The organism is Streptomyces sp. NPDC046859, assembly GCF_040645135.1.
Classification (GTDB): domain Bacteria; phylum Actinomycetota; class Actinomycetes; order Streptomycetales; family Streptomycetaceae; genus Streptomyces.
The window spans coordinates 20,303-47,252 of sequence record NZ_JBEYXR010000033.1 but is presented as its reverse complement, the minus strand read 5'-3'; the positions used below and the strand labels follow the sequence as shown (position 1 = coordinate 47,252).

Genomic DNA, 26,950 nt, shown 5'->3' with positions numbered 1-26,950 from the left:
CCGCATCTGTTGCGAGCTGGGCCGGTCTGCTGCGCCGGCGCAGCCAACTCACGCCGTCACGGCGGCGCCGTCACCGCCGGACCGCGCCACGGCGCTGGAGCGGGCAGGGGAGGCCACTTCGGAGATCAGCTGGGCGAACAGCTGTGCGCGCCGAGCCCGTCCCAGTTCGGAGCTGTCGGGCGAGCCCACCAGCAGACCGGAGGGGCCTTCCTGGCCCAGATAGCCGCGCAGCACCTGCGCCGCCAGGGGCAGGACCTGGTCGTCCTGGAGTTTGGGCGAGTCCAGCCAGGCTGCCAGATGCCGGTACGCCGCCTGCGCTGCCGTGGGCTCCTGCAGGGCCGCACGCCAGCCGCGAACGAACAGCTGACCGGCCAGGACATCGGGAGCGTCGACAGCCTCGCCGGTGCTCTCCCGGTTTGCGGGCAGAGGCAGGAGGACGTCGCTGGTGATGTCGGTCAGGGCCAGGAACGTGCCCGCTCCGGCTTTTCGAATGGTGCTGTCGCTGGATTCGGCCCATTCCACGATCTCCGACAGCACCAGGACGCGTTGCTCGGGAGCGCTTGCCAGGGTGCGCACTGCGTCGGCGACGGCGTCGCGGGCCTGGTCGTCATCGCGGGAGGCCAGCAGCCGCAGCCGGGTCAGAGCGACCCGGGGAAACCGCTTCCCCAGCTCGCCCGCGCAGACCGCGGCGACTGCGGCGATCAGCTGTTCGCTGGTTGTCTTCTGCTGGGCCCAGTCGTACAGCTGCTTACGTACGGCGACGCCGGCGACCGGGTGGAGCGCCATGGTCTCCAGGATGTGGATGGCAAGCTGGCGGTGCGCCACGCGGTCGGTCTCGATCCACTGCCTGGCCACGGACAGTACGGTCGAGCCTCCGGGCAGCAACGACAGCGGCACCAGACAGTCGGCGATGCGCTGCAGATGACGAACGGCGATCTTGTTGGGTGCGCTGATCTGGGAGGCCCATTCCAGCAGCACGGGCCGCAGCTGAGGCCGCTGCCGCCACACATACTTCAGCGCAGCCCCCGACAGCCCACGTTGCTTCTCCTCCAGGGAGATTCCCTCGTCATCCGTGTATGAGGCGTCGATCGCGTCCAGCCGCTTGTCCAGGTCACGGCCGGACAGTGCACCACCACGCGGCAGCTCACCGCCGACTTGCGTGAACAGTTGGTCCGAGGCCCCCAGTACGACGGCGGCCGGAGCTCCATCCAGCAGGGCGGCCGCGATCAGCAGCGCGCGCTCCTGCAAGTCGCCCGGCGCGCAGTGCCGCTCGAACCAGGTTTCCAGGTGCTTCTGCCAGTTGGTGAACTGCTTACCTACTGTGGATTGGTCGTCGTCCTTGGCCTCGGCGATGAGCCGGGCCAGCCGGGCGCCGTCGGATGCCGACGCCTCCGGGGCGAGCAGGTCGTTGAGCGGCTCGTGCGTCAGCCAGTCCATCCGGCCCACAGCGAGGTGGCGCAGATGGGACTCGGCGACCTTTGCGGCCGAGGGGCGCGCGAGGTACACGGTCGGCACGGTCGCGAGGGCGTTGGGGTTCCAGCCGTTCGAATCGGCCAGGATGACCAGAACGGCGTCGGCGGCCTGTGCCTGCTTCTGGTAGTCGGCAAGTCCGGTGTAGAAGTCCTCCGACAGCACCTGATAGCCAGTCAGGTCCAGGATGAATGCGCTTCCCTCGGTGTGGGGGATCTGCTCAGTGCGCGGCTGGTCCCAGTCCAGGACCAGCCAGCTGATCTGCTTCCTGGGCACCCCCGCCTTGCGCAGTGCATGCAGGGCGACGGTGCGCCGTCCCGTGCCTGCTCCCCCGCACAGGACCAGGACGTGGTTCTTGCCGTAGGGGCGGCTGAGCCTGTTGATGGCCTGCGCCACTTGGCCGGATCCCTGCGGCCCGGGCGGATCGACGAACGCATGCTCCGCGAGGTCCAGTTCGCCGTCGTCGACACTGACGCTGCGCAGGTACTGCCAGCCCCGGACGTACTGGTGGTGGTGCTCTTCGTAGTCGCCAGCGACCTGCGTCACCTGTGCCTGCCCGGACGCTTCGATCTGCTGCTGCACCGCAGCGGTGCCCTCGGCGTCGGTCATGACTGCTCCTGGCTGGGAATGTAGTCGCGTCCGACCTGGATCAGCCGGGCCTTGCCGCTGGCCTTGCCCTTCTGGCGTACGGAGCCGCTGCTTTCGTTCGCGGTGGCGCCCTTTGTGCTGCGCTCAGTGGCCTGGCTGGGGTGGCCGTCGGGTACGGCGCCGCTGTCCTGCGTGAAGTAGGGGGCGAGTACCGAGGGGACCAGCCCGGGGACGAAAAGCCAGCAGGTCTGCTCAAAGCCCGGCTTGCCCTCGACGCGGGCGATGGCCCGGTGGAAGTGCTGCTCCTTGAGAGTCGGCGTGCGGCCCGCGGCGACCGTGCGGCCAAATACGGTGTCCGACACCACGGCAGCCAGCAGCACTCCGTGGTCCACCGCAGCGGTCATGGCCCGGCGGGCCGCGTCACTGTCGACCAGTCGGCAGGCGTCGTTGGCCGCGTCCCCCCGGTGCTCCGGCGGCGCCAGGGGACCGACGTGCACGCTGGCCCGTAGCCGGATCGTCGGCGCGTTGGCCAGCCGGGTCTGCTCGCGCCGCTCGAGCGCCTGACCGAGGTGGACGAGGAGAGGATCGATCAGCCGTGCCGCGTGCCGGGCCGGCAGCACGAAGATGGCACCGTCTCCACGGTCCTTGACGGCGCCGATCAGCGTCGCGTCGCCGATCCCGCACTGGGCGAACACCGTCGTCAGCATGCTGTCCAGATCGGCCCGCGAGGGCGCCATTTTTGCCTCGGGGAGCTTGCTGTACTCCTTCATGTCGACGGTCAGCAGAGCATGCTCCGGCGGCACATCGGTGACGTCGGACTGGGTCAGAGAGGGCATGGGGCAGCAGCCTTTCCATCGTGTCGGGAGCCATCGAGTGGGTGTGCTGCCTCATGCTGGACGTGCCCGGGCGCTGGCGGTGCCCAGCGCTGGGCACCACGCCGGTGCGGTCGGTCACGTCTGCGCGTGAGCGTGTGACTGGATCGATGTGATGTCGCGGACGATGAGTCCGCCGGCGGACTCCGTGGCGAGCCATCCCTGCTCCCGCCACGGTTTCAATGCCGTTCCCACGGCGTTGCGGGACGCGCCGATCAGCTGTGACAGCTCCAACTGCGTCAGCCGCACGAGGCATTCGGCGCTGCCCGCCGACGCGGCCTGGAGCAGCCGTCCGAGCGCCGAGGCCAGGCGCACGGGCACGGCCGAAGTGGCCATCTCCAGGCGTACGGTCTCTGCCTCACGTACCCGCGCGATGGCATGACGCAGCAGCGCGGCCTGCAGATCGTGGCGGTCCACGAAAGCCAGGAAGTCAGGGGCAGGGATGATGCGCACCCGGCAGTCCTCCGCGGCGATGACCGACGCGGTGCGTGGCTCGTTGTCCAACACCGCCAGCTCGCCCAGCAGTTCACCCGCACCGCGTACCGCCAGCAGCGTCCGTTCGCCATGCGATCCGGTGAGCGTGATCAAGGTTGATCCGGAGACCAGCAGGATGACATGGGTGCCCGGATCCCCCTGCCGTAACAGCACGCTCCTGGCCGGGCGCACACGGACCGGAGCCAGCTGACACAACTGCGACCAAAGATCATCACCGATGACCGAGACATGCGGCTGATACATACACCCCCCATGTGGTGCCCGTCACGCCACGATGTTCTCAAGCAGTGATGTATACGCTCAATAAGCCAATTCCGGCCATGCCTACGGCAGTTGCCGTGAGATCGACCGCCCACTTCACCGCACGGAACTTCCGCTGAGCCAAACCGGCCAACACCATGAGCCGCTCCGCCTCCGCCCGCACGTATTCGTCGACACCCCCCGAGAACGCCGACACGACCTCTTCGGTCCCGCCGTCTGCCGGAGCAGAGCCTGCGAACGGCCTGAACCGGCCCTCTCGCGGTACGACAGGGCGAATTGCAGACAGCGCGACGACGAGCGCCACACCCAGAAGAACGGCAGCACACGCCAGAGCAGCCACGGACATCCAACCCGATGCCGGGGCCCCTGATAGCGCCGCAGCATCCGCCGCCAGCAGAGCCCCGGCCACGCCGCACAACGTCGTCGCCTTCGTGTCAGCCCGCTGCACTTCCACAAACACCCGCGCCGCCGCATCCTCAACCCGCCGGCAGTTCGAAGGGCCGGCCCAAATGGAGTCCCCGTCAGGCATGTCGTTCCTCCTCGATTCCATACCGCACTGTGCGTGCCTTCTCACCGTGCAGGAGCCGTTCGGGCGCCAGGGCCCACTGCAGGGCATCACATCTGCCGAACACGTCACACAGGAGTCGAGCACCGGGCGTCGCGCAGCGCCGCTCGGGCGACCGCGCCGAGCATGACCGTTGAGCCCAACCGGCGGCGCGTCAGGGCGAGGCGGTGCTCGCGGAGGGTTTCGGATGCGGGCTGGTGGCGGGAAGGTCGACCAGATTCGAGACCGTGGGCTGTACCCGGTGAAGATCAGTGCTGCCACCGCTGCGGCGAGTGCGGCTGTGACCGACGATGCCCAGGCGGTGAGTGAGCCGAGGTTGTGCACATCGGCCAGGCGTGCCCCGGACACCTGAGCTACGAAGCGTTAGCGATGCGCATTTCACGCTGGCGCGCCGTGCGCGGCGAGGTCGCGCCGGACCTCCTTCATGTTGAGGATCTTGTCCAGGGGTATATGTCTCGGCGCGGAGCCCGGCGTCGGGTTTTAGCGGGTGGTGATGCGTTGCCGGAGCAGGTCGTGTTCGGCGGGTGCGAGGCCGGGAGGCGGCTGGTGAGAACGCCCTTGCTGTCACAGCCCTCTCCAGTGCCCTTCCTGCTTCCTGTAGGGGCCGGGTTCGGCTACAGCTCGAATTCCAGGTCGATGAGGTCGGTGAGTTCGACTTCGAGGCCGTGGGCGCGGTGGCCGTTGTCGCGGAAGTAGACCTCGCCCAGGGCGTCGGCGGCGATCTGGCGGAGCTGGTCCTCGGTGGCGCCTTCCTCTCGGGCCGTGAAGAGGCGGGCGGCGTGTTGTGGGGGCAGGGCGAGGGTGAGGTGTCGGATGCGGGCGTCGTCGGTGCTGCCGGGTGCGGCGGTGTAGCCGAAGCGGCCCTGGACATCGATCATGATGCCGCTGGTGGCGGCGGCCGTCTGTTTGGCCTTGGCTCTGATCTGTGGCTGCCAGCGGGCGCGGACCTCGCGTGCGAGCCGGTCGGCGAGCTCCGGGCGGGGCGTTTTGATCTGGTTCTTCACATAGCGTTCGACGGTGCGCTGGCTGATGCCGAGCAGCTCGGCCACGCGCCTGGTGCTGCGCTGGTGCTGGCGGACGAGATAACGCACCTGTGCTCCGGCGGACTTCGGGATGGGGCGCGTGAACGCGCCCTGCACCGCCTTGTCGAGTCCTTCCCCGACCGTGACCATCGCTGCGAATTCCCCTTATTCTCCGGTGTCCTTGGCGGTGACCTCGCCGGTCTTGATGTAGCGGGCGAGGTTGGCGACGTGGCCGTCACCGGCGAGCCGCTCCAGCACGTTCGCGCCCCACAGCACGCTCTGGGTTCCCTCGTGTTTGACCATCCCCGGGGAGACGCCGAGCCGGAAGCTGCCGGGCACGGTCTTGCCGCCCGAGTCGTAGGGCAGGACGTCGAGCGGGCTGGGGCCGTCGGCGGCGTACACGGCGCAGTCGGAGAGGACCGCGACCGGATACTGCCCGGTGGCCGCGGCAAGGGCGACCATCTTGCGGTGCATGTTGATCCGGGCCCGGGAGATCACGGCGGCACGGATGTCGGGCCGCCACGTCGGGCGGGCGAGGGCGGGCCAGGCCTGTCCCGGCTTCCAGCCGCCGCCGCGCGCCTTCTCCCGCAGCTTGCCGATGCCGCCCTTGACGGTCATCTTGACCGCGTCCACGACGATGCCCAGCTCCGGGTCACGGCTCTTGTAGCCGTCCATCGCCTCCAAGAACTCGGTCGGGGACAGCTTCTCGCCCACCCCGAGATCCGACATGGTCGCGACGTAGGCATCGCGCAGCCGCTTGTACCAGCCGTCCAGGAACCGGCCGTGCTCGGAGCGCACCCACGCCTCCACCGGGGCGACGTCGTAGCCGAGCTCGACGGCATACGCCACGGTGGGCGTGGCATACCAGGCCGGACCCGTCGGGCGCCGGCCGGACGGCGTGAACGGGCTGGGCAGCAGATCACCGTCGAGGTCGCGCCACTGCTTGCCCACCTTCACCCGGGACGGATCAACGTGCGAGAGGCCGACCAGCCACGAACCGGGCAGCGACGCATCGAACGCGGGCCGGGTGACATGGACCGGCGCCGACGCGAGACCGACGACGGCGCCATTGGCGCCCGCGGCGAACGCCAGGTTCACATCGAGGCCGACCAGGTAGCCCTTCATGCACTCCGCGTCGGTGAGATCCCGCGCCCAGTCGTAGGCCTCCTCGAACAGCCCCTCCTCGGGGCCGCGCACGTGGAAGCGGGGCAGGCCGGCCAGGACGGGGTGCCCGTCAGGCGCCTCGCACGGCGCCGGGTCCACCGGCTGCGTACCTAGCGAACCGGGCCGGTGCTCGGAATGACGCCGCCCGTCGGCATCCGGCTCGCTCGCACGGGTCGGCGGGTTCAGCGCGGTCATCAACTGCAGCCCCGTCACCGCAGGCGAACCCACCGGCGTCATCACCCGCTGCGCATACACGCCCAGCACCCGGGCCAGCTCCACCGGCTCGAGCCGCGCGGCATGACCCCACGCGCGCCCGTCCAGGGCCCGCCAGGACGGGATGCACAACTGCACGCAACTTCGACGCCCGCCCTGGGCGGGACGGTAGATCCGCGCCCACGGCCCCAGCCCCCGCTTGGTGAGCTGCCACTCCGCCCGCTGCAACTGCTTGACGACCTTGTGCCCCTCCGCCAGCCGCCCCGCGAGCCGCTCGGACTCCGACAGCGAGCCGGGCAGGCCGTAGCGCTCGCACGCGGCCTCCGTGAGCACCAACAGCGGATCGGCATCCTTGCCCGAACCGTGCAGCCTCTCCGCCCCGAGCCGCGCCTCGGTGAGCGTCCACTCGACCAGCGCGGGCAGCGACTTGGCGGGCACGTCCAGGATCAGACCGCCAATGCCGTAGCCGGTCACCTGCCGGTCAGCGTCCGCGTCGAGAACGAGCAGCGGGCCGTGCGGGTACACACCGCTGGGCGCGGCCGTGTTCGCCGGGGCGGCCTCCTTCGCACCCGGACGACGCGAGCCCCGCGATACGCGCTCGGCACGCGGGCCCGCCGCCGGGGGAGCGGAGCGGGCATCCTCTGCCCCGGCACGGGGCGTGGCCGTGCTGTCCGGTGCCTCGCTCGGCGGCGCCTTCGGCGGGCTCACCGTTGGCGACGACGACGGCGCCGCGGCCGTGGCCTTGGCAGCGGGCGGCGCAGCGGGCTGCGGCGCCGCGGTGTCCTCCTGCTCGGCGTCGGTGCTCTCCGGGGCGGGGTAGAGCGTGGCGAGCTGTTCCAGCAGGCGTGCGTACGCCTCCCGTTCCGGCGGCCTGGGCTCGGTCTTGCCCGACTCCCACGCACCGACGGTCGCTCGCCGCACCTGCAGCGCGGCGGCCACCTCGTCCAGGGTGAGCGCGTGAGCCTGGCGTAGCCGCCTGCGCTCCGCCGGCGGCGGCAGTGGGGACCGGGACGCGACCAGCGCGTCCACAGCCTCGAACAACTCCGACATGGGACACCTCCACCCCCAAGCGTACCAGCAAACCGTACGTTCTGCGTACGGATTCCGTACTATTTGCGTACGGGGAGCGCACGGTCCGTCGCCTCACCCGCCCGCCCCGCACGTCACCACACCCCGTCGAACTGGTCGAGACGAGCGCCAACAAAGCCCAAGCCCATACGCCTGCGGAAGCTGTCGAACATCGTCTGCCTCGCCCCGGCTGCTCCAAGTGCCCCAGCGCGCTCATGGGGTGCTGGAGGCCGACGGGCCTCCAGGGCGTCGCCGCGTGCCTCGGACATGGAGACCGCGGCGCTTCGCCTGCCGTCGTCATGAACGCCGGAGGAAACCGGGTACAGACCCCGTTTCTCTTTGGATCCAGCGATGCGACGAGGTCGAGCCCGATCAGGACACCGCCGACAGCACTGTCCACTCCATCGCGATCTTCATGATGCTCGCGGCCCTGGAAACCACCTCACACCTCTTGGCCAATGTGGTCCGGCTACTGTTGGAACACCCGGTGCCCGACCGAGGGGCACGCTCGCGCCGAGCATCACCCTTTCGGGCACCGGCGGCGTGCTGGTGGGCTCGCACGACGGTGGAGTCGACCGACACCATCCAGTCGATGTCCCCTCGGGCACATCCCGACAGGCGGTGCCAGTGCGGAACTTCCACACGATCCTGTTGAGGACCCTTCGGTCGTCCAACCGCCTCCGCCCTGCAAGACAATTGAAGACACCGCGTAGCAGACCCGCCCTTACCGCCGCAACCGACCTTCTGCGCATGCGCCGCCCCCGCGGTCCTCGCCACAATTCCCTGTCATGACCGGCAGTTCACGGGGGAGGAGGCCGGCATGTCCAGCGAAGTCACTCGGTTCCAGGTGGTACGCGCACCGCAACGGCAGTGCCCGCGGGTTCAGGGGCGGCCCGTACTGCGCCTGGACGCATGGCTCGTCGAATCGGCGCTGCCCGACCGGCTCCTGGCGGTCGAGGAAGACGCGGCGCGGGACATGGCGGTCAGCGTCGTCCCCGTCATAGATCCCGCCGGGCCGCCGCTGACCTCGGTGGCGGACACGGGCGTACCCCACTGCGAGGCGCTCGCGCGGCTGGACTCCTGGCTGCTGTGCGGCGACAACCGCGCGACCCCGGAAACGTTGGTCGCGGCCGTGCACCGGTTCTTCGACCGCGACCCGGTGGAGCAGGGGGTGGACGGCTCCGCCGACCCGCCGAGCATTCCGGTGGCCGACGGCCTGTACCCCACCGCCCTCGCCCTGGCCGAGCAACTCGTCGCCCTGGCCCACGTGGACGCCGACCCCACCACTCAGCACGTGGTGCAGCGGGCGGTCCTGGTCCTCGGCCTGGTCGAACTGGTCCTGTTCAACGGCGGTGTACTGCGCCTGTCGGACGACGTGTTGTGGGCGCTGCGCGACCGGCTCGTGCTGCTGCCCCGCAAGCTCTTTCCCAGGCCCCTGCGGGCCGCGCTCGTCCGCAAGCCCGGCTTCGCCGACCTGTACGTCGTCCGCCAAGAGTGGAACCGCTACGTACCAGGCGAGCTGGCCCACATCGAGAACGTCCTCGCCCACGAGATGAAGGAACGCGTGCTGACCCGGCTCGACGAGGCCGAGACCACGCTGATGGTGAGTACCGAGCGGGACGAGATGCAGGAGCGCGACAACCAGTCCACGACACGCTTCGAACTCGCCCAGGAATCATCGAAGTTGACCTCGTCCAAGGTGCATCTGGAGGGGCAGGTCGACACCTCCGGACAGTACGGGCCAACCCAGGTGACCACCCACCTCGGAGGCAGCCTCGACTTCTCCGCCGAAGAGTCGGCCCGCCAGGCCCTGCGCCAGGCGACCGAGCTGGTGAACCGTGCCGTGCACCGGGTCGAGGAACGGGTCGTCGAGCGACGGACGACGCGCACCCTCACCCGGTCCGAGTCCAAGGACACCCATCAGGTCCAGGCCAAGGACGCGGCCGTGTGCGGGATGTACCGGTGGGTCGACAAGGTGGTCAGGCTGCGCACCTACCGGTATCCGCACCGGTTCCTGCTGGAGTTCGAGGTGCCCGAGCCCGCCGCGTACGTACGGTGGTGGGGGAAGCGCGACAGCGGCGAGGGCTTCGACACCCCCGAGCCGACCCCGTTCACGCTCAGCGGTGTCCCGGCCGAGGAGAACCCCGTCGCCCTGCTCCCCACCGACATCTCCGAGAATCCGGCGGACCCAGGGTACTACCTGAAGCTCGCCGCCCGTTGGCACGCCGTGGGCATCACCGCGCCCCCGGCGGACGAGGTCGTCGCGCACGGCTATCTGCACGTACCGCAGACCGACCCCAGCGGCGACAAGACCTCGCACGACGTGTGGCTGACCCCGCTGGAGGGCTCGACCAGCGGCACCGGCGGTGTCGAGGGCGCCCCGGTCACCGTCCCGCCCGGATACCGGGCCGAGGACCGGTGGTCGGGCTGGGTCGTGGCCTGGGACCAGGACGACTGGGTCAAGCCCGGCTGGAACACCTCCGATCTCAACTCCTTCGACATTGTCCCGCCCGCCGCCGTGATCACCGTCGGGGACAGTGCGAACGTGCCGCCAGAGTCCGACCCGGACCCGGTCAAGAACCGGGTGATCGCCTCGGGCGAGCGCAGCTGGATCTCTAAACCGATCGGCGGACAACTGAACGGCCGGCGCACCGGCAAACTGCCGATCACCGTGCTCGCCGCCAACTACGGACTGTTCTCCGTGCAGGTGAGGGTGGTGTGTCGGCGCGAGGAAGCGGCGCTGCACGAATGGCGCGCCACCACCTACGAGAAGCTGCGCACCGCCTACTTCGAGCTGCTGCGCGCCCACCGCCAGGAACGGGACGAGCGGGCGGTACGGGCCGGCATCCGGATCGAGGGACTCAGCCCGGCGGAGAACGCACGGGTCATGCGCGAGGAAATCAAGCGCCAGGTTGTCGAGTTGATGCTGGGCGAGCGCTACAAGGGCTACGACGGACTTGAGTTCGACGCCACCGACGGGCGGCCCTGGACACACATCGCGAACGCCCGCAAGCACGCCGCGATGATCCAGTTCCTGGAGCAGTCCTTCGAGTGGGAGAACCTCACGTACGTCCTGTATCCCTACCTGTGGGCGGCCGGGGACCGCTGGGACGAACTGCGGGGCATCGAATCCTCCGACCCGGACTACGCGCGGTTCCTGCGCGCGGGCTCGGCGCGTGTCGTGCTGTCGGCCCGGCCGGGACACGCCCGCCAGGTGCTGTACTTCCTGGGCACCGGCAAACCCTGGGGCGGTGGCCCGGCACCCGCGCCCGGCAGCGCCGCGTACGTGTCCGTGGCACAGGAGATCCAGGCGCAGACCGGTGCGCCGGATGACGGGGAACCGGTCGGTGACTCCTGGGAGGCGCGGCTACCCACCACGCTCGTGTGGCTCGACCCCGACCCAGTCCTGCCCAAGGCCAATGCCGAGGCGGCGTTCCCGGACCCGCCCACGGCCAAGCCGCTGGTCACGGATCCGGTACCGGGCACGACGCAAACGGGTGGGTCATGAGCGACACCGAGCCGCGCCGCAGGCTGCTCCCCAATGACGTCCGCTATCTCGTACTGGAGGGCGGTGGCGGCAAGGGCCATGCCTACCTGGGCGCAGTACGGGCCCTGGAAGAGCTCGACGTGATGCCGAACATCAAGGGCTTCGGCGGGGCGTCGGCAGGTGCCATTACCGCGCTCATGCTGTCCACCGGCATGGACAGCAAGGCGATCGCCGAGTACATGGCCGGTACGGACTTCGACAAATTCTTCGAGCCACCGGAGCCCCGATGGCGGCCCGAGGCTGGAAGCGGAGGGCAACCCGTCGAACCGGAATGGACGAAGATCGAAAGGGCGGTGGAACTTGCGCTGACCGTCTCCAAGTTCTCGCTCAAGCGGCTGCTGCCGCTGCTCGGTTCGGCCTTCGCCCCCGAACTGTGGGAGGAGGTGAAGGGCAAGCTACACAAGCAGCCGTTCAAGATCTTACTCGCCAACTGGCCGACCTATGCCGCCTTCCTCGGCCGGGACATGGGCGTGTTCTCCGGGATGGAGGCGCGCAAGGCCTGGGAGTCCCTGCTCAGGGAGCGGATGCGGCTGAGGGGGCACAGGCCGCTGGACGGGGCCGTCACCTTCCGGGAGCACCGCCGTGTCTTCCGCAAGGACCTGCTGATGACAGGGTCCAACCTGTCGACCGGACGCACCGAACTGTTCTCCGCCAGGTACACGCCGGACTTCCCGGTCGCCGACGCCGTCCGTATCTCCATGAGCCTGCCCTTCATCTACAAGCCGTATGTGATCAAGGGCAAGCGGGACGGCTGGCCGCCCTGCGGCACGTACGTGGACGGCGGGCTCTGGAACAACCTGCCGTTCCGTGAATTCGAACGGGAACCCGAGCTGGTGCCGTCGGAGGCACGGGCCTCCGCCGCGGTGCCGACCGGACCGCCCCGGCCGCGCACACTGGCGCTGCGCCTGTCCATCGACCCGCCGACCCCGGTGCGCAACCTGGGCGACCTGCTGTGCCGGATCGGCCAGATCGGCCTGTTCGGCTCGGGTGAGTCCCAGGTGCTCGCCCCGTACGAGGACCAGACGATCTCGCTGGTCACGAAAGGCCTCGACCTCGTGAACTTCACGCCTCCGCCGAGGCACCGGGCGCTGGCGGTGATGCGCGCCCACCGAGCCGTCTACCACTACTTCCACAAGCCCTTGAAGCCGGAGGACCAGCAGCCCTGGGATGACTTCTACATCGAGATGATGTTCGAGGCGGGCCGGGCCTGCCCCTGAGGAGAAGAACTGTCAGTGCCCGTTGCAATGCTCTGCGTACCCATTTGGTCAGCGGTCCACTGAACGCATCGCCGAACGGCAGGCCAACCACGACGGTGGACATCCCAGAGATGCACAACCTCGGTGAGGCCCTGTCCCGTCCCTTGCCCAACGCGGCCGACGGGCGAGGGCCGCGGGTCTCAACGGCGGCAGCGCGAGGCCGGCCGACGACGTCATGCGGAGCTGAAACGAGGAAGCCCAGCATCGGGGAGCAGGCTGGGTACCTGCGACGCAACGGCAGTGAGCGGCTGCAGAGCCACAAGCCGAGTCAGCGCTGAGCAGTGCCTGCAACGAACGACATTCGTAACCCCCTGGGGCCATGCCGGCCGGGTGTGCGAAGTGTGGCCTCACCAAGCCACCGATCCGGCCGCGGGCCAGCAGCGGCACCTTCGTGCCCTCCGGGGCGTCGATGCCATGCCAGCACTAGAAGCACACCGCTGTTTCACGACGTCCGTAGCCCAGTGCCCGCCACTGTTCCAGCGGGCGATCGCCGATATGGACCTCGGTCTGTATCCCCAGCTCGAACCCCACCACCAGTAGATCGTTCAGCACCGGACGCTCCTCTCGGCTACCACTGCCGGCGGAGCCGTAGGCGGTCGAGGTGCGTGTGACGTTCTGCAGGGCGTCGGCGGCCAGTGTGTCCGGCCCGTCGCCCCTGCTCCGTCGCCGCAGGTGGTCCGCCGCTGCCTGTGCCCATCCAGCGATCTTGTCGCACGCGGCGATCGAGACCTTGCGGATGAATTCGCCAACCCGGTGGTCTTCCATCAGCCGGTCGAAGTGCTCCCCAGCCCGCTCCTTCATGACATGGAACAGGTGGCCGAACGCGCCGCGCACCGTCTGGATCTTCTGCCACTCCGGGAGGTCAAGGAGCGTTGTGGCGTGCGTGTCGGCCTGTTGCAGGGCGGCGTTGACGTCGGCCGCCTGCCGGGAGACGGACGGTGACAGCGCCGCTGCCGCCGACTCGACAGGAGCGGCAGTGTCCTGCTCTGCGACGGCGGGTGGCGTCCCGGGTACGGCGGGGGCGATGGGCCTCGGCGAGAGCGTATTGCAGTGTCGCCAGGTTGGCTTCGCTCAACGACGCGAAGCGGATCCACGCGCACCGCCGCCTCTACATGACCGCCACCCCTCGCATCTTCGCCGCACCGGAACTGGCCGAGTCCGCCGACACCACCCGCCCGCGCCGCCGGCGCCCCACCGGGCCGGACGTGGACGCGTTCGCCAACTCCATGGACAACGAACAGGTCTACGGCAGAAGGGTCTTCGAATACCCGCTCGCGCAGGCGGCGGAAGACGGCCGGGCGGCGGACTACCGCATCGTGGTGCCCACCCTCACCCACGCCGACCTGCGCCGCCGCCTCAACCTGCCCACCCCCGGCACCACCACCGCCCCCGGCCCCGGGGAGGAGGCGGACAGCGCGCTGCGCACCACCGCCCTGCACCTGGCCGTCCTGCGCGCCATGACCGAACAGCGGCTGAAGAAGGTCTTGGTCTACTTCAACCTCGTCTCCAACGCCCGCCGCTTCGCCCGCGAACTGCCCCACACCCTGCGCCTGCTGGCCAAGACCAACCCCAGCCTGTGCCCGGACATCACCCCGGGCTGTTCTTCGCCCACGGGGAGCACACCGCCTCGTTGCGGAAGGCGGCGACGCCCTCGTCCAGGTCCGCGGCGAAGCCGACCGGATACACCGCGACCTGGCCCAGGTACTGCGCCGGGCGCCTGCCTCCCAGCCGAGTGCGCCGCGGAACGCCTTCGACCCGAAGGTTCCTCCCGTCGCTCGGTGAAGGCTCAAACCTCCGGGAGCCGGCCTTATCTCGAGCGCCCAGAGCACGTCAGGCATGTGAGCCAAGTACGCTCCAGACATACATGCCTCACGGAATATCTGTGGGTCGTCAGGCAAGTTCGACGCGCAAGACGCGCGTCCTGGCTGGCCAACCTCCACATCTCTCACTCACGCACTGCTACAACTTCGCAACACTGGGATCACCGGCCGCCCGCCGCCCGTATCAACGTATGCATGGCCGCCCTACCGCCCCGCCACTCCGATCGCGCCGCCCGTCTGAGGCGCGTCGCCCGCCGCCGCACCCGTACCGCGCCCCGCCGTCCTACCGCTCCGATCGGCTCACGTCTGCCGGGCCGACGCCGCCGCCCGCCCGCACCCGTGTCTGCCGCTGCCCGGCAGTCGGCCGTCATCGCCCCAGCGGACCGGTGGACGCACATCCAGCAGGCCGCGGGCACTCTGGCCGCTCTGGGGACCCTCGCCGTGATCATCTTCACCTGGCTGTCGATCCAGCAGGTTGACGACGAACACGCTCTCACCCGGGAGGGGCAGGTCACCGACCGCGTGGACCTGCGCGGCGCGAACCTGTCCTTGGCGAAACTGCTCTTGGCGGACCTGTCCTTCGCGAAACTGTCCATGGCGAACCTATCCGACGCGGACCTGTCCTTCGCGGACCTGTCCTTCGCGGACCTGTCCGAGGCGGACCTGTCCTTCGTGGACCTGTCCGGCGCGAAACTGTCCGGCGCGGACCTGCGCGACGCGAAACTGCCCGGCGCGGACCTGGCGAACCCGCCCAGCGCCGCGGGACCTTGATCGGGCCATACCAAGTCTCGTGCCCGTCATCCAGCAGTCGGACGGAGTCAGGAAAACGTTACGACCGTAACGCTTCCTACCGTCTGCCTTACATGCCTGACAGGCGAGCCACTGCTCCCGCGCGGCCGTGCTCTCAGCGGCTCGTACGCCGTGGCGTAGTGGCGAACATCCGGTTCCTTGATCGTGTCGTCGGCCGTATGCGTGTGGGGGTGGCGTCGCGGGGTAGAACGGCCGTTGGTTCGTGTGGTTGCGCGAGCCGGAGCATGCCCGGTTGTAGGGCTGCTCCTGGGCATGAATGAAGGATCAACTGGTATGGCCAGCGGCACCGTGAAGTGGTTCAACGCCGAAAAGGGTTTCGGCTTCATCGAGCAGGACGGCGGGGGCCCGGACGTCTTCGCGCACTACTCCGAGATCAAGGGCAGCGGGTACCGCGAGCTGACCGAGGGGGAGCACGTCACGTTCGACATCGGCCAGGGCCAGAAGGGTCCGCAGGCGCAGAACATCGTCCGCGGCTGAGCGGGCAGGGGAGAGCGTAGAACGAGGCGGCTGCCCCGTCCGGCAGCCGCCTCGCTCATGCAGTCGGCCCGTACGGCGGTGTGGGTTGGCCCGGGCGGCGCGCAGCAGCTGCTCGCTGACGCGGCAGGCCGGCCGCCGACGCGGCCGCGGGCCCCGGGCTGCGGCCGGGCCCTCGTTGGTGCCCTGCACGATCAGCTCCGGAGAGGGCTCCCTTGGTCTTGCCCTGGGCGCCCGACTCGGTGAGCTTAAAAAAGGTCCCGTCGGCTGTGACACTGACGGTGGTGGAGGCTGGCGTCGCCGGTCCTGTGGGGAGGAAACTGAGATAAGGCCGAAAGCGCCAGAGAGGTATGGCGTGGTGATCAGCTTGAGCCGGTTGAGATCACCCCGTCTGCGTCCGTATGAGTCGGCGGATGAGGCGGCGGTGCTTGAGTTGCTTGCGGCAGATCGGCTGCCTGGGCAGCCGATCTGCACCGCTTCGATGCTCGCTGAGGCGCTGGCCGGCCGCTCAGTAGCTGATCCGGCTGCGTGGGCGGCACTGGATGGGCTCGTCACTACTGTGCTGTGCACGCCCGAGGGCGGCATTGGTGGCATCGTCTGCTGTGCCGGGCGCCCCTGCGACGATGCATCGTTGCTCTTGTGGCTCCACTGCCGTGACAGCTCCGAGGCGGCCGCGACTTTGATCGCTCGGACTCTGCAATGGAGCGGCGCCCGCCTCGTGTATGGCTTCCCACTGGCCTCCGCCCTCACCAGGGGCCTGATAGGTCTGCCGGAGCGCCGTAGCCGGGCTACGCACGAAGCCCTCCTGGCTGTGGGCTTCACCGGTCTGGGGCGGAGCTGGTATCTGCGTGCTGAGCTTCCCGTCGCAGGCTTGCCCCACCTCGGGCACGTGGAGCTGAAGGACACTGTCGCGCCGCCCGGCAAGCGTCTTGAGGTCCGCCGCTATGGGCGGGTGCTGGCCCAGGCCATCGTGGAGCGTCCTGTCGGCGGGGTCGGCGTGATCCACAGCCTCGCGGTCGCCCCGGATACCTGCGGCCAGGACTTGACCCCGGGTCTGCTGGGTAACGCTATGGACGTGCTCCTCGGGTTCGGTGCTCGCGAGACGATCGTCTACCTGGATGAGTCTCATGATGACCCGGAGTGGGATCCCACCGCTGCCCTGCGCACCTATCTGTTCGCTGACTTCATCGAGGTCGACCGACTGCTCACTTTCACCAGGCCGCCGACGCCGTCTGGGATGCAGGGTTAGTAGCTGTATCTTCCTGGCCCTGGGGATCTTCGCCTACAACCTCCAGCGGATGACCGTCCTCAGCCAGTGAGGGACATCCCGCCGACAGGCCAGCAGCACAGCCCCGCAGTCGACCCCCGTCACCAGCCCAAACACTTTTTCAGGGGCAAGTAGCTAGCGGGTAGGTGAACACGGTGACGTCGCAGCTCAGGTCCGCGGGGGAAGCCGACCGGGCAGTGCCATGACTGACCTTACCCGCCCGCGCGAACTGCCCCCAGCGGCGCACGGAGACTCTCTCGGCCCTCGGCAGACCGTGGGCCTGCCAGCGGATCCGCGACACTCTGCCGCCCGCGCCCGACTCCCGCACCATGGCGCCCGCCCCGCGCCTGGCGGGCGACGGCGTGCCGCCCGAACTGCCGGGTCGAACTGCTCCACACTCAAAGTCGGCGGTCGGGAGCGGGTGGTCTGTTCCTGGCTGCGGGCCCCAGGGCAGTGCCTCTTGCTCTGTTTCGACCAGTGCTTCACCATCTGTGACCAGGCAGATACGGCGATCCTAGGGGTGGGGCGATGTCGTCGGGTACAAGCGGGGGCTAGTGGGCGGACAAGGCACTGCCCAGCGTGTTCAAGCATGACCTCCTCAAGCGGTACCTACCGCAGTTCGGCGGGATGACAGGCACGCATTCCCACGGCAAGCGTGTCGTCTACCTCGACGGGTACGCCGGTGAGGGCCGCTACGAGAACGGCGATCCGGCGTCCGCGGAGATCGCACTGAAGGTCGCTTCGTCCCTGCGCGAGAAGCCCGGACTCCCGCTGGAGTGCTTCTTCTCCGAGCCTCAGGCGAAGTCGTACGACCGGTTACACTACGTCGTCCAGCACTACGCGGCCCGTGGTGTGCGAGCGCACGCCCACCGCGGTGAGATCGACGGAGTCTTGGACCAGGTGGTCCAGCGAGCCGGTCGCGAGCCGCTTTTTCTCTTTCTGGACCCGTGCGGGCTCGTTCTGCCGCAGGACCGCCTCGTCGATGTCCTCGCGCGTAAGCGTCCGCAGAAGTGGCCGCCGACTGAGTTGCTGATGAACTTCAGCATGATGGCCGTGTGGCGCCTGGGCGGCCACGTCCGCTCTCCGAAAGGCAACGAGAAGTCGCTGCAGCGGTTCGATGACGTGTGCGGTGGGACCTGGTGGCGTGCGTACTTCGCCGACGCGGTCGCCTCCCGTCACCAAGACGGCGCCGCCGAGGACGCAATCGAGGAGGTCGCGGCCGAGTACGCCCGCCGTTTGGAACTGCGTACCGGGATGCTGGTGCAGTCGGTGCCGGTATCGCACTCGCCCCGCAAACGAGCGGTGTACCGACTGGTGTTCGCCACCCGCAGCCCGTACGGCCTGTGGGTGTTCGGCGACACCGTCGCCCGGGCCCGGGCCACGTGGTGGGAGACGCTGGAAGAGCGCGAAGAGGACGACGCCCTGTTCTCCGTGGCCTCGGTGACGCGCCCGGATCCAAAGGAGACCGAGGCCAAGGCGGTGCCGGAGATCGGCGCAGTACGTCGGCGAGTTCGGCCAGGGCCAGAAGCTGAAACGGTCCGTGCGCGCCGCGGGGCCCTGAACGGCCCCACCCTGTGGAGCGCCACCACCACAGCCGGGCCCCGACGGCCCGGACGGCCGCGGCGACCTGCTCACCCTCAACTCCTGGCCCTGCACGTCCGGCCGGCCGGACGCGGGGCCCGGCAGGCCAACAATGGCCCTGAGCTGCCCGAACGCTGGCTGCTGGCCGAGTGGCCTGCCGGTGAGAGCGAACCGGTGCAGTTCTGGCTCTCCAGCCTGCCCTCCGGGATGCCACTAGCCACTTTCGTGCGGCTGGCCAAGCTCCGCTGGCGCATCGAGCATGACTACCGCGAGATGAAACAGGCCCTGGGACTGACCCACTTCGAGGGCCGCACCTGGTCCCCACCACCTGGGACGGCACGCACCAGATGCGAGCCGAGGAGTTCGAGGCCGAACTCCGCCCCTCCCAGGCCGAGGGCACCCGGCGGTGGGAAGTGTTCACGCTCACGGTCCGGGGACGCCGGGTCGACGCCCGCCACCGCACCCTGGACGTGTGGACGAGCCGCCGCTTCTACTACCCCGCACAGCTCCCCGGCGGCGAGCCCGGTTGGGTCCAGGCCCTGGCCGAGCGACTTCTCCCCGACCAGCCACCGCCCCGCCCCGCGCGCTGTGTGTTCTCCCTTCCCGACCCGCCCAGGATCACCCCTGAACACCGGCCCCGCCCCGCCCGCCTGCGGCGGCCGCCGCCGCGGCGCCACTCATGTTATCTAGTGCTCTTGTTCCCCAGTGCAGGTCAGCTCGTGTCTGCGGTATTCAGGCACGTGTGACAGGTAGCCGGGTAGCCGAGTGCGGAGGCTGTCGTCGCGTCTTGTCAGGTCAGGATGGTGGTGATGACGCTGGTTACCGCGGCGGCGAGGGTGATGACTGCGGCGAAGGTGGTGGCGGCGCGGGTGAGGGCTGCGGGGTAGGTAGCGCCGTCCATGCGGGCGAGTTTGGCCGCGCCAGCGGCAGCCAGCAGAGCGACGACGGTCACGAGTGCGGCGGCGAGGAGGACAACGGCGACGGTCACGGCAGACTCCCGTTTCACGAAGGGGTGTTGATGTGGGCGAATGTCGTGGAAGTGGTGTTCGTCGGGGTTCGCCGGGAGGAAGATGAACACCGGCGAACACATCACGGCCCGGGGGCGAGTACGTGCACGACGAGCAGAGGGGTCCCGAGCAGGCCCTCACCGAACTGCGCGGGAGGCTGGCTGACGGGCTGGCCCGCATGCGGTTGAACAAGACGGATCTGGCTGGCCGGGCGGGGCTGGGGCGCACGACTGTGCATGAGGTGTTCAAGGCCGATGGGTCGGTGCCCTCGGCGCCGACCGTGGCGGCGCTGGCCCGCGCGCTGAAGCTGCCGGTCGAAGAGTTATTGGCGCTCCGGCGGGACGCGTCCGGGAACGGTGAGCGGTCGGGGCTCGGCAAGCTGATCGGGGAATGGGGGCCGCACGATCTGGAGGTGCATCCGGCCGGGCCCCGCGAGTGTGTTGACGGGGATTCGGGTCTGCCCGGGTACGTGCGGCGCGCGCATGACCGGGCGCTGGACGAGACGGTGAAGGCGGCGGCTGCCGGCCGCAGCCGGATCGTGGTCCTGGTGGGCACCTCGTCGACCGGGAAGACCCGGGCGTGCTGGGAAGCTGTACAGCCGCTCGCGGACGAGGGGTGGCGGCTGTGGCATCCCGATCCGAGCAGCGTGGAGGCCGCGCTGGAGGATCTGCGCCGTGTCCAGCCGCGCACCGTGGTGTGGCTGAACGAAGCCCAGCACTACCTGGGCAACCATGCGGCCGGGGAACTGTTCGCAGCGGACGTGCACCAGCTGCTGATCAGCCCGGAGCACAGCCCGGTCCTCGTGCTGGCCACACTCTGGCCCGAGTACGTTCGCCAGTACACGGCCCTGCCCGCCGCCGGTAAAGAGGACCCCCACAGTCGGGCGCGGGAGCTGCTCAGCGGCCGCACGGTGACCATCCCGACAGCGTTCGACGCCGCGGCCCTGGCCGCGGCCGCCGCCCTCGCCGGGAACGGGGACCGACTGCTGGCCGACGCCCTCACCCGCGCCCGCACCGACGGGCGCGTCACACAGGACCTGGCCGGCGCCCCCCAACTCCTCACCCGCTACGAGAACGCAAGCGAGCAGGCCAGGGCGCTGCTGGAAGCGGCGATGGACGCACGCCGTCTCGGCGTCGGCCTCCATCTCCCCCAGGCCTTCCTCATCGACGCAGCCGCCGACTACCTCCATCAGATCGACTACGACCGGCTCACCGATAACTGGGCTGAAGCCGCCTTCGCCGAACTGGCTGAACCCGTCCACGGCAAACAAGCCCCCCTGCGCCGCACGACCCCCCGAGACGCACGACGCCCACCCACCACCTCAGCTTCTTCGCACCAGGCGGGACCGGTGTTCCGGCTTGCCGACTACCTCGAACAGCACGGCCGCACCACCCGCTCCCATCTGTGCCCGCCTGCCTCCTTCTGGCGCGCCGCCTACACCCACCTCACCCGCCCTGAAGACCTGGACAATCTCACCAAGGCAGCCGAAGGCCGGCACCGCCTGGAATGGGCCCACGACCTCCAACTCCGCGCAGCCGACCGCGGCAGTGGCGGCGCCCTATTCCGCCTGGCCGAGCTGCGGAAGAAGGCCGAGGACTGGCTGGGCGCCGCTACCCTCTACCAACAGGCCGCCGACCGCGGCAACACCCGAGCCATGGTCTTCCTGGCCGAGCAGCGGGCGGAGGCCGAGGACTGGCTGGGCGCCGCAGCCCTTTACCAACAGGCCGCCGATCACGGCAACACCCACGCCATGGTCATGCTGTGCCAGATACGGGAGCAGGCCGGCGACCGGGCAGAAGCCGAAACCCTCGCCCTGCAGGCCGCCGACCACGGCGACACCCGCGCGCTGCCCATCCTGACCGGGATGCGAGAGCAGGCCAGCGACAGGAAAGGCGCCGAAATCCTCGCCCTGCAGGCCGCCGACCACGGCCACACCGGTGCCCTGGGCGTCCTGTGCCAGATACGGGAGCGGGCCGGGGACGGGAAGGGTGCCGAAATCCTCGCCCTGCAGGCCGCCGATCACGGGCACACCAGCGCCTTGGTCAAACTGGCCGAGCTGCGGAAGGAGTCCGGGGACAGGAAGGGTGCCGAAATCCTCGCCCGGCAGGCCGCCGATCACGGCGACACCGGTGCCCTGGGCATCCTGTGCCAGATGCGGGAGCGGGCCGGGGACGGGAAGGGTGCCGAAATCCTCGCCCTGCAGGCCGCCGATCACGGGCACACCAGCGCCTTGGTCAAACTGGCCGAGCTGCGGAAGGAGTCCGGGGACAGGAAGGGTGCCGAAATCCTCGCCCGGCAGGCCGCCGATCACGGCGACACCGGTGCCCTGGGCATCCTGTGCCAGATGCGGGAGCGGGCCGGGGACGGGAAGGGTGCCGAAATCCTCGCCCTGCAGGCTGCCGATCACGGGCACACCAGCGCCTTGGTCAAACTGGCCGAGCTGCGGGAGCATGCTGGGGACAGGAAGGGTGCCGAAACCCTCGCCCTGCAGGCTGCCGATCACGGCAACACCAGCGCCTTGATCAAACTGGCCAAGCTGCGGGAGCAGGCTAGGGACAGGAAGGGTGCCGAAACCCTCGCCCTGCAGGCCGCCGACCACGGCAACACCCACGCCCTGCTCCACCTGACCGCAGCGCCGGTGCTGCAGAGGCTTTGGCCGTATGGCCTAGACCCGGACGGTACGCCAACGCCTCGATGGCAGCGAGACACGTCCGCAGCGGTGTTTAACGGGGACGACATGGACTGAACCGCCGGGGCTCTGGAAAATGGCCGATCCCAAGCATCGTCAACGTGCCTGAGTACCCCTCGGATAGCTGTCAGGCATGCTGCTGAACTCTTACACGGTCCACATGCCTGACGATCGGCCAGCACCAGAGATAACCTCCGCTCAGACCGTGACCTGACTGCCAGCGCCGCGCTACGGCGCAGCAAGGCCCACGCCCTGCTGACCGGGGTGGGCCTTCGCGCGCTCTGCCTCCCGGCGCCCGCGGGTTGCCGCTCTAGCCGGCCGGGCCGTGACAGTGCCGCCACCAGCCGTGCACTCCCGCGCCCCTTCAGGGCGGCCTGGTGCGGCCCCCGGCCCCCTTCCTTCTTTCCCGAGCCCGAGAGGCAGCCTGGCATGTTCCTGCACCTGACCACCCTCCTCGACCTCGACCAGAACCCGATAGCCGACGTCGACGCCCAGTTCGTCGGCGGCGCCCTCCGCGAGACCTCCATGGTCGTCGCCACCGACCCGGACCGCACCGGAGGCATGGTCGCCCTCCAGTCGTACGGGCCGTTCGCCACCACCGACGACGCCCACGCTTGGGCCGTCGCCCACCTCACCCCCTACAGCGCCTGGACCGTCGCCCCCCTCGCCACCCCCTACACCAACGCCGAAGGCAACACCCGACGCCGCAAGCCGATCACCCACTCCACGACCGCGCGGCCCGCCCGCGCGAACACCATCGCCTCCTACCTCAAGCCGCACGAGCTCACCCGCCTGCGCTACGGCACCCGCGCCGACACCCCCCGACAGGGCTTCACCGCCCGCGAGTTCGACCACCCCCAGCTGGGCCCCGTCGTCGAGCTCACCACGCTCGGCCCGGACGCCTACCAGCGCGAGAGCGATCACCGCCTGATGCGCACCGTGCTGCGCCACGAGCACGCCCGCTACGAGATCATCGACCACCGCACCCACCTCCTGGTACGGCGCCTGTCCGACGCCGAACTCCACGCGGCTGCCGACCGGGCCGCCGCCCGCGTCGCCCCGTACCTGGCCCCCCCTCACCTCCCGCGCCGTCGCACCGGCGGCAGCCGAGGAGGCCGTGCACACCCTGTTCGACGCCGTCCTGGCGGCCGCGCGCGAGGTGGCCTGCGACGATCCCGACGACGCCGACCTCATGCACGAGATCCAGGACATGGACGCCCTCGACGCCCTGGCCGCCCTCAAGACCGCGTCCCTGCCCTCGGACATGATCGGCGCCATCGCGGACGCCCTCGCCCTCCTCGCCCCGCACACCTACAGCCAGGCGCGCTGACGGCGCACCCCGGCCGCCGCACCGGCCGACGGAGCGGTGACCACCGGCCCGCCTCTGACCGCCGCGTCCGGTCCTCCGGCGCGCCCTGCGCGGGTCGGAGGGCCGCTGCTGCTCACCAGCCCCGGCTGCGGTTGCGGCCCTTGCCCCGAGTCCGGCCACGGTACGGGGCACCGGCCCGGGGGAGCGGTGACCACTCCCGCCCTTCGGGCCGCCACACCGGCCCGTCAAGAGGCCGATACCAGTTCAGGAGGCTTCGTGTCCCGCAACCCGATGCGCCGCGCTGTCCCCGTCGGCGGGCTCCTGCGCGCCGCTGCCGCACGACCGGCCCCCGGCCAGGTTGTTCGGGTGGTCACCGAGTGGTCCCAGTCCTGCGCATGCGGCGGCAACTTCCTCGGCCACGAGGAGGAACCCTGCCGCCCGGACTGCACCGGCTACTACCCCGTGGCCGGTTGGAGCTACGTGGCGGGATCGCGCGGCGGCGGCCCGCAGGCCGCAGGCCAGCCCGGCGACAGCTACGGCCCCACCACCGCGGGCCCCTCCTACGCCTGACGCCCCCGGCCGCCCAAGCCTGACAAGAGGGAGACCAGACCTCGTGGACCAGCTCACCTACCCCCGCACCGCGGCTGTCATCGCCGCCCGCGCACGCATGGCCCTGGCCGCCTACCGCGCGGTCCCGGGCCAGGAGGCCACCCACCGTCTCGCAGCCTGCCTGCAGGACATGTGGCACTACGGCTACTTCGCCCTCCACAACGACGACACCCCAACCTCGCCGTGGACCGAGACCCGCCGGCAACTCTTCGACGCCCTGCAGCTGCTCAAGCCGGCCGCCGCCGAGCCCGCCCACGCAGCCCGCGCCGCCGCCCAGGCGATCCACCGTTTCGAACAGGCCACCGGCGTCACCCCCGGCACCCAACCGGAGCCCCTCCACACCCGCAGCGAAGCCGAACGGGCCGCCCACGCCGCCTTCGAACGCCTCCGCCTGCACATCAAGCTCGACCACGACCACGACCGCCAGTTCGTCACCGAAGCCTTCCTCGCCTGCCTCGACAACCCCGACAGCCCCTACCCCTACAAGGGCCACGACTCCGACGGCGAAGGGGACGACGGCGACAAGCAGCCGGAGTTGAGCCCCGAGGAGACCGGGGAACGAGAAAACTCGCTGCGCTACTGGCTCGGTCCCCGCACCGACACACTCCCCGACAACTCTTGAACAGTTCCCCGTCCGCCCCGCCCTCGGCCCGCCCTCGCCCCGCGCTCGGCCTCGTGCTCGGACCTCTCCCGGCACGGGGCTGCCCCTGTTTCCGGGATGGACGCCGGCCTTGCGGCAGTAAGTCGCCGCCCGGTCACGGTCAGCGCACCGGCCTCGGGGGAGCGGTGACAAGTCTCTTCCGCTCCCCCTCCCAGGGCCGCCAAGGGGGTTCTTACGCCCCGCCTCCGAGCCATGACGACGGGACCTTTCCGTGACTTCCACTGCACTGCGACCCCACGCCCTTCCCCCGGGCACCCTGACCCGCCTCGCGCCTGCCGACTGCACGGCGACCCAGTGGTCGACGGCGAAGGCGAAGGCCGACGCCGGGAACCGGGTCCTGGCCTTCATCGAGAACGGCCTCCACGCCGGCGCCTTCACCGACGACCTCTACCGCACCTGCTCACTGCACCTGTTCGGCCACATCGCGCACTTCAACCGGCACGGGTTCGCCGACGTCTGGTTCACCACCCCCAAGGACAAGGCCGCCTTCATCCGGCACGCCAGGAACGCCAGCGGCCTCGGCGATCCCGCCTGGACGTGGTCCGACGTCGAGCAGCACATTCAGCGCGCCCTCGCCGACCACCCCCACCTCCAGGAGCCGTCAGCCTGGCCCGGCACCCCCCGCCCGCACGGCTGCCCGTCCTGCCGCTGCACCCCCCAGACCGGCAACTGACCCCACGCACGCACGCCTGCCGTTCACGGTCACCGGCCCCGGGACCGCCCTCACGGCCCCGGGGCCGTGCCCTGCCGCACTTAGGACTCCACAGGTGGTAGCCAGCCACACCGTCCAGCGGTCGCGGGCGTATCGCCGGTCCGGATACCGAGGTTCTCGGGTGCGCACGATGGCTGGTCGGAATGTCGGCTGAGCACCTCGTCGATGGACTCCCAGAGATGGGCCGGGAGCACCTGCCGTTGGGGGCGGTTCGAGCTGGACATGACGACCTCCGAGGCAACGTGCTTGCCGACCGCCATGTTGGGTGTTGGTAAGAACTGTGTCATGAGCCGCAAATGAGCGTCGGTTGCTCAGGACTTCCATTGCAGCCCTGCACCTGTGGGAGCGCGGTGCTTTCCGTGTCCCCGAGTGGGACCCCGTCACTCATGCAGATCGTATGCAAACAGTCCGCGCCACCCGCCTGTAAACAGGGCTTGCCCGTCGGGAGTCCAAGAACAGAATGACAGGTTGCTGTCGACCCGCATCATGGTCAGCGATTCGCCGGTGGCGGTGTCCGAGATCCGTACCGTGCCGTCGGCGCCGGCAGTGGCGAGGCGGGTGAGGTCTGGGCTGAACGCCGCCGCTTTCACCCCGCCCATGTGGCGGGTCAGGGTGTGGAGAGTGGCCCCGGTGGCGGTGTCCGAGAACCGCACCGTGCCGTCGACGCCGGTCGTGGCGAGGTGGGTGCTGTCCGGCCTGAACGCCACCGCTATCACCTCGCCGATGTGGCCGGTCAGGGTGTGGAGGGTGGCCCCGGTGGCGGTGTCCCAGATCCGCACCGTGCCGTCGGCATCGCCGGTGGCGAGGTGGGCGCTGTCCGGGCTGAACGCCACCGCCCTCACCCCGCCGATGTGGCCGGTCAGGGTGTGGAGGGTGGCCCCGGTGGCGGTGTCCCAGATCCGCACCGCGCCGAAAAAGTCGGTGGTGGCGAGGTGGGTGCTGTCCGGCCTGAACGCCACCGCTATCACCTCGCCGATGTGGCCGGTCAGGGTGTGGAGGGTGGCCCCGGTGGCGGTGTCCCAGATCCGCACCGTGCCGTCGGCATCGCCGGTGGCGAGGTGGGCGCTGTCCGGGCTGAACGCCACCGCCCTCACCCCGCCGATGTGGCCGGTCAGGGTGCGCAGGACTGCCCCGGTGGCGGTGTCCGAGAACCGCACCGTGTCGTCGGCGCCGCCGGCGGCGAGGTGGGTGCCGTCCGGGCTGAACGCCACCACCCTCACCTCGCCCATGGGGCGGGTCAGGGTGCGCAGGACTGCCCCGGTGGTGGGATCCCAGATCCGCACCGTGCCGTCGGTGCCGCCGGTGGCGAGGTGGGCGCTGTCCGGGCTGAACGCCACCGCTATCACCTCGCCGATGTGGCCGGTCAGGGTGTGCAGGGTGGCCCCGGTGGCGGTGTCCCAGATCCGCACCGTGCCGTCGGTGCCGCCGGTGGCGAGGTGGGCGCTGTCCGGGCTGAACGCCACCGCTATCACCTCGCCGATGTGGCCGGT

At 69.9% G+C, this 26,950-nt stretch carries 18 protein-coding genes and 4 pseudogenes; 12 read left to right on the top strand and 10 right to left on the bottom strand.

Annotated features, from left to right (window positions below):
* Nucleotides 1–48: 48 nt before the first annotated feature.
* From ABZ899_RS32325 to ABZ899_RS32295, 7 genes and pseudogenes are all read right to left on the bottom strand, one after another.
* Complete coding sequence (locus ABZ899_RS32325; RefSeq protein WP_361353187.1) at nucleotides 49–2,079, bottom strand: hypothetical protein; 2,031 nt, start codon at nucleotides 2,077–2,079, stop codon at nucleotides 49–51.
* Nucleotides 2,076–2,894, bottom strand: a complete 819-nt coding sequence (locus tag ABZ899_RS32320) for a hypothetical protein (RefSeq protein ID WP_361353185.1) — start codon at nucleotides 2,892–2,894, stop codon at nucleotides 2,076–2,078. The genes ABZ899_RS32325 and ABZ899_RS32320 overlap by 4 nt, the downstream gene beginning before the upstream one ends.
* A gap of 114 nt (nucleotides 2,895–3,008) precedes the next feature.
* Nucleotides 3,009–3,668 carry a Crp/Fnr family transcriptional regulator gene (locus tag ABZ899_RS32315; RefSeq protein ID WP_361353182.1) on the bottom strand — a complete coding sequence of 220 codons (660 nt, stop codon included), beginning with the start codon at nucleotides 3,666–3,668 and terminating at the stop codon, nucleotides 3,009–3,011.
* A 37-nt stretch (nucleotides 3,669–3,705) separates the two neighbouring features.
* Complete coding sequence (locus ABZ899_RS32310) at nucleotides 3,706–4,215, bottom strand: Pycsar system effector family protein (protein WP_361353180.1); 510 nt, start codon at nucleotides 4,213–4,215, stop codon at nucleotides 3,706–3,708.
* 650 nt (nucleotides 4,216–4,865) lie between these two features.
* Complete coding sequence (locus ABZ899_RS32305) at nucleotides 4,866–5,423, bottom strand: helix-turn-helix transcriptional regulator (RefSeq protein ID WP_361353177.1); 558 nt, start codon at nucleotides 5,421–5,423, stop codon at nucleotides 4,866–4,868.
* A 15-nt stretch (nucleotides 5,424–5,438) separates the two neighbouring features.
* Nucleotides 5,439–7,700: a helix-turn-helix transcriptional regulator gene (locus tag ABZ899_RS32300; protein ID WP_361353174.1), complete on the bottom strand. Its 2,262-nt coding sequence runs from the start codon at nucleotides 7,698–7,700 to the stop codon at nucleotides 5,439–5,441.
* Nucleotides 7,701–8,243: 543 nt separating this feature from the next.
* Nucleotides 8,244–8,389: pseudogene (locus tag ABZ899_RS32295) on the bottom strand (IS5/IS1182 family transposase); the annotation flags it as partial.
* A 149-nt stretch (nucleotides 8,390–8,538) separates the two neighbouring features.
* Here ABZ899_RS32295 and ABZ899_RS32290 point away from each other — a divergent pair.
* Both ABZ899_RS32290 and ABZ899_RS32285 read left to right on the top strand, forming a co-directional pair.
* On the top strand, nucleotides 8,539–11,226 hold the full coding sequence (locus tag ABZ899_RS32290; protein WP_361353172.1) for a hypothetical protein: 2,688 nt from the start codon (nucleotides 8,539–8,541) through the stop codon (nucleotides 11,224–11,226).
* Complete coding sequence (locus ABZ899_RS32285; RefSeq protein ID WP_361353169.1) at nucleotides 11,223–12,482, top strand: patatin-like phospholipase family protein; 1,260 nt, start codon at nucleotides 11,223–11,225, stop codon at nucleotides 12,480–12,482. Before ABZ899_RS32290 ends, ABZ899_RS32285 begins: the two co-directional genes overlap by 4 nt.
* 462 nt (nucleotides 12,483–12,944) lie before the next feature.
* Here ABZ899_RS32285 and ABZ899_RS32280 read toward each other — a convergent pair whose 3' ends face one another.
* Nucleotides 12,945–13,355 (bottom strand): hypothetical protein, encoded by a 411-nt coding sequence (locus ABZ899_RS32280; RefSeq protein WP_361353166.1) that lies wholly within the window; start codon nucleotides 13,353–13,355, stop codon nucleotides 12,945–12,947.
* Between the two features lie 227 nt (nucleotides 13,356–13,582).
* On the opposite strand from ABZ899_RS32280, the gene ABZ899_RS32275 reads away from it, so the two are divergent.
* The 5 genes and pseudogenes from ABZ899_RS32275 to ABZ899_RS32255 form a co-directional block, all read left to right on the top strand.
* The gene (locus ABZ899_RS32275; RefSeq protein WP_361353163.1) at nucleotides 13,583–15,112 is read left to right on the top strand and encodes a pentapeptide repeat-containing protein; all 1,530 of its coding nucleotides are present in this window, start codon (nucleotides 13,583–13,585) and stop codon (nucleotides 15,110–15,112) included.
* A 312-nt stretch (nucleotides 15,113–15,424) separates the two neighbouring features.
* On the top strand, nucleotides 15,425–15,628 hold the full coding sequence (locus tag ABZ899_RS32270) for a cold-shock protein (RefSeq protein WP_055711351.1): 204 nt from the start codon (nucleotides 15,425–15,427) through the stop codon (nucleotides 15,626–15,628).
* Nucleotides 15,629–15,980: 352 nt separating this feature from the next.
* Nucleotides 15,981–16,874 carry a GNAT family N-acetyltransferase gene (locus ABZ899_RS32265; protein WP_361353159.1) on the top strand — a complete coding sequence of 298 codons (894 nt, stop codon included), beginning with the start codon at nucleotides 15,981–15,983 and terminating at the stop codon, nucleotides 16,872–16,874.
* 597 nt (nucleotides 16,875–17,471) lie between these two features.
* A pseudogene (gene tcmP, locus ABZ899_RS32260) lies at nucleotides 17,472–18,251 on the top strand (three-Cys-motif partner protein TcmP); the annotation flags it as partial.
* A 345-nt stretch (nucleotides 18,252–18,596) separates the two neighbouring features.
* A pseudogene (locus tag ABZ899_RS32255) lies at nucleotides 18,597–18,791 on the top strand (transposase); the annotation flags it as partial.
* A gap of 472 nt (nucleotides 18,792–19,263) precedes the next feature.
* Here ABZ899_RS32255 and ABZ899_RS32250 read toward each other — a convergent pair.
* Nucleotides 19,264–19,551, bottom strand: coding sequence for a hypothetical protein (locus ABZ899_RS32250; RefSeq protein WP_361353156.1), 288 nt, complete (start codon nucleotides 19,549–19,551; stop codon nucleotides 19,264–19,266).
* Nucleotides 19,552–19,583: 32 nt separating this feature from the next.
* Here ABZ899_RS32250 and ABZ899_RS32245 point away from each other — a divergent pair, with 32 nt between their 5' ends.
* The 5 genes from ABZ899_RS32245 (at nucleotide 19,584) to ABZ899_RS32225 (ending at nucleotide 25,421) form a co-directional block, all read left to right on the top strand.
* The gene (locus ABZ899_RS32245) at nucleotides 19,584–22,226 is read left to right on the top strand and encodes a helix-turn-helix domain-containing protein (protein WP_361353153.1); all 2,643 of its coding nucleotides are present in this window, start codon (nucleotides 19,584–19,586) and stop codon (nucleotides 22,224–22,226) included.
* Between the two features lie 1,060 nt (nucleotides 22,227–23,286).
* Nucleotides 23,287–23,499, top strand: coding sequence for a hypothetical protein (locus ABZ899_RS32240; protein ID WP_361353150.1), 213 nt, complete (start codon nucleotides 23,287–23,289; stop codon nucleotides 23,497–23,499).
* A 255-nt stretch (nucleotides 23,500–23,754) separates the two neighbouring features.
* Nucleotides 23,755–24,048: a hypothetical protein gene (locus tag ABZ899_RS32235; RefSeq protein WP_361353147.1), complete on the top strand. Its 294-nt coding sequence runs from the start codon at nucleotides 23,755–23,757 to the stop codon at nucleotides 24,046–24,048.
* A gap of 43 nt (nucleotides 24,049–24,091) precedes the next feature.
* Nucleotides 24,092–24,709: a hypothetical protein gene (locus ABZ899_RS32230; protein WP_361353144.1), complete on the top strand. Its 618-nt coding sequence runs from the start codon at nucleotides 24,092–24,094 to the stop codon at nucleotides 24,707–24,709.
* A gap of 250 nt (nucleotides 24,710–24,959) precedes the next feature.
* Complete coding sequence (locus ABZ899_RS32225; RefSeq protein WP_361353142.1) at nucleotides 24,960–25,421, top strand: hypothetical protein; 462 nt, start codon at nucleotides 24,960–24,962, stop codon at nucleotides 25,419–25,421.
* A gap of 419 nt (nucleotides 25,422–25,840) precedes the next feature.
* Here the strand turns inward: ABZ899_RS32225 and ABZ899_RS32220 are convergent.
* Nucleotides 25,841–26,950: pseudogene (locus ABZ899_RS32220) on the bottom strand (hypothetical protein); the annotation flags it as partial.

What these genes read in the sequence shown, in the direction of transcription:
- ABZ899_RS32325 (WP_361353187.1), bottom strand. Translation starts at nt 2,079, where the DNA reads ATGACCGACGCCGAGGGCACCGCTGCGGTGCAGCAGCAGATCGAAGCG.
- ABZ899_RS32320 (WP_361353185.1), bottom strand. Translation starts at nt 2,894, where the DNA reads ATGCCCTCTCTGACCCAGTCCGACGTCACCGATGTGCCGCCGGAGCAT.
- ABZ899_RS32315 (WP_361353182.1), bottom strand. Translation starts at nt 3,668, where the DNA reads ATGTATCAGCCGCATGTCTCGGTCATCGGTGATGATCTTTGGTCGCAG.
- ABZ899_RS32310 (WP_361353180.1), bottom strand. Translation starts at nt 4,215, where the DNA reads ATGCCTGACGGGGACTCCATTTGGGCCGGCCCTTCGAACTGCCGGCGG.
- ABZ899_RS32305 (WP_361353177.1), bottom strand. Translation starts at nt 5,423, where the DNA reads ATGGTCACGGTCGGGGAAGGACTCGACAAGGCGGTGCAGGGCGCGTTC.
- ABZ899_RS32300 (WP_361353174.1), bottom strand. Translation starts at nt 7,700, where the DNA reads ATGTCGGAGTTGTTCGAGGCTGTGGACGCGCTGGTCGCGTCCCGGTCC.
- ABZ899_RS32290 (WP_361353172.1), top strand. Translation starts at nt 8,539, where the DNA reads ATGTCCAGCGAAGTCACTCGGTTCCAGGTGGTACGCGCACCGCAACGG.
- ABZ899_RS32285 (WP_361353169.1), top strand. Translation starts at nt 11,223, where the DNA reads ATGAGCGACACCGAGCCGCGCCGCAGGCTGCTCCCCAATGACGTCCGC.
- ABZ899_RS32270 (WP_055711351.1), top strand. Translation starts at nt 15,425, where the DNA reads ATGGCCAGCGGCACCGTGAAGTGGTTCAACGCCGAAAAGGGTTTCGGC.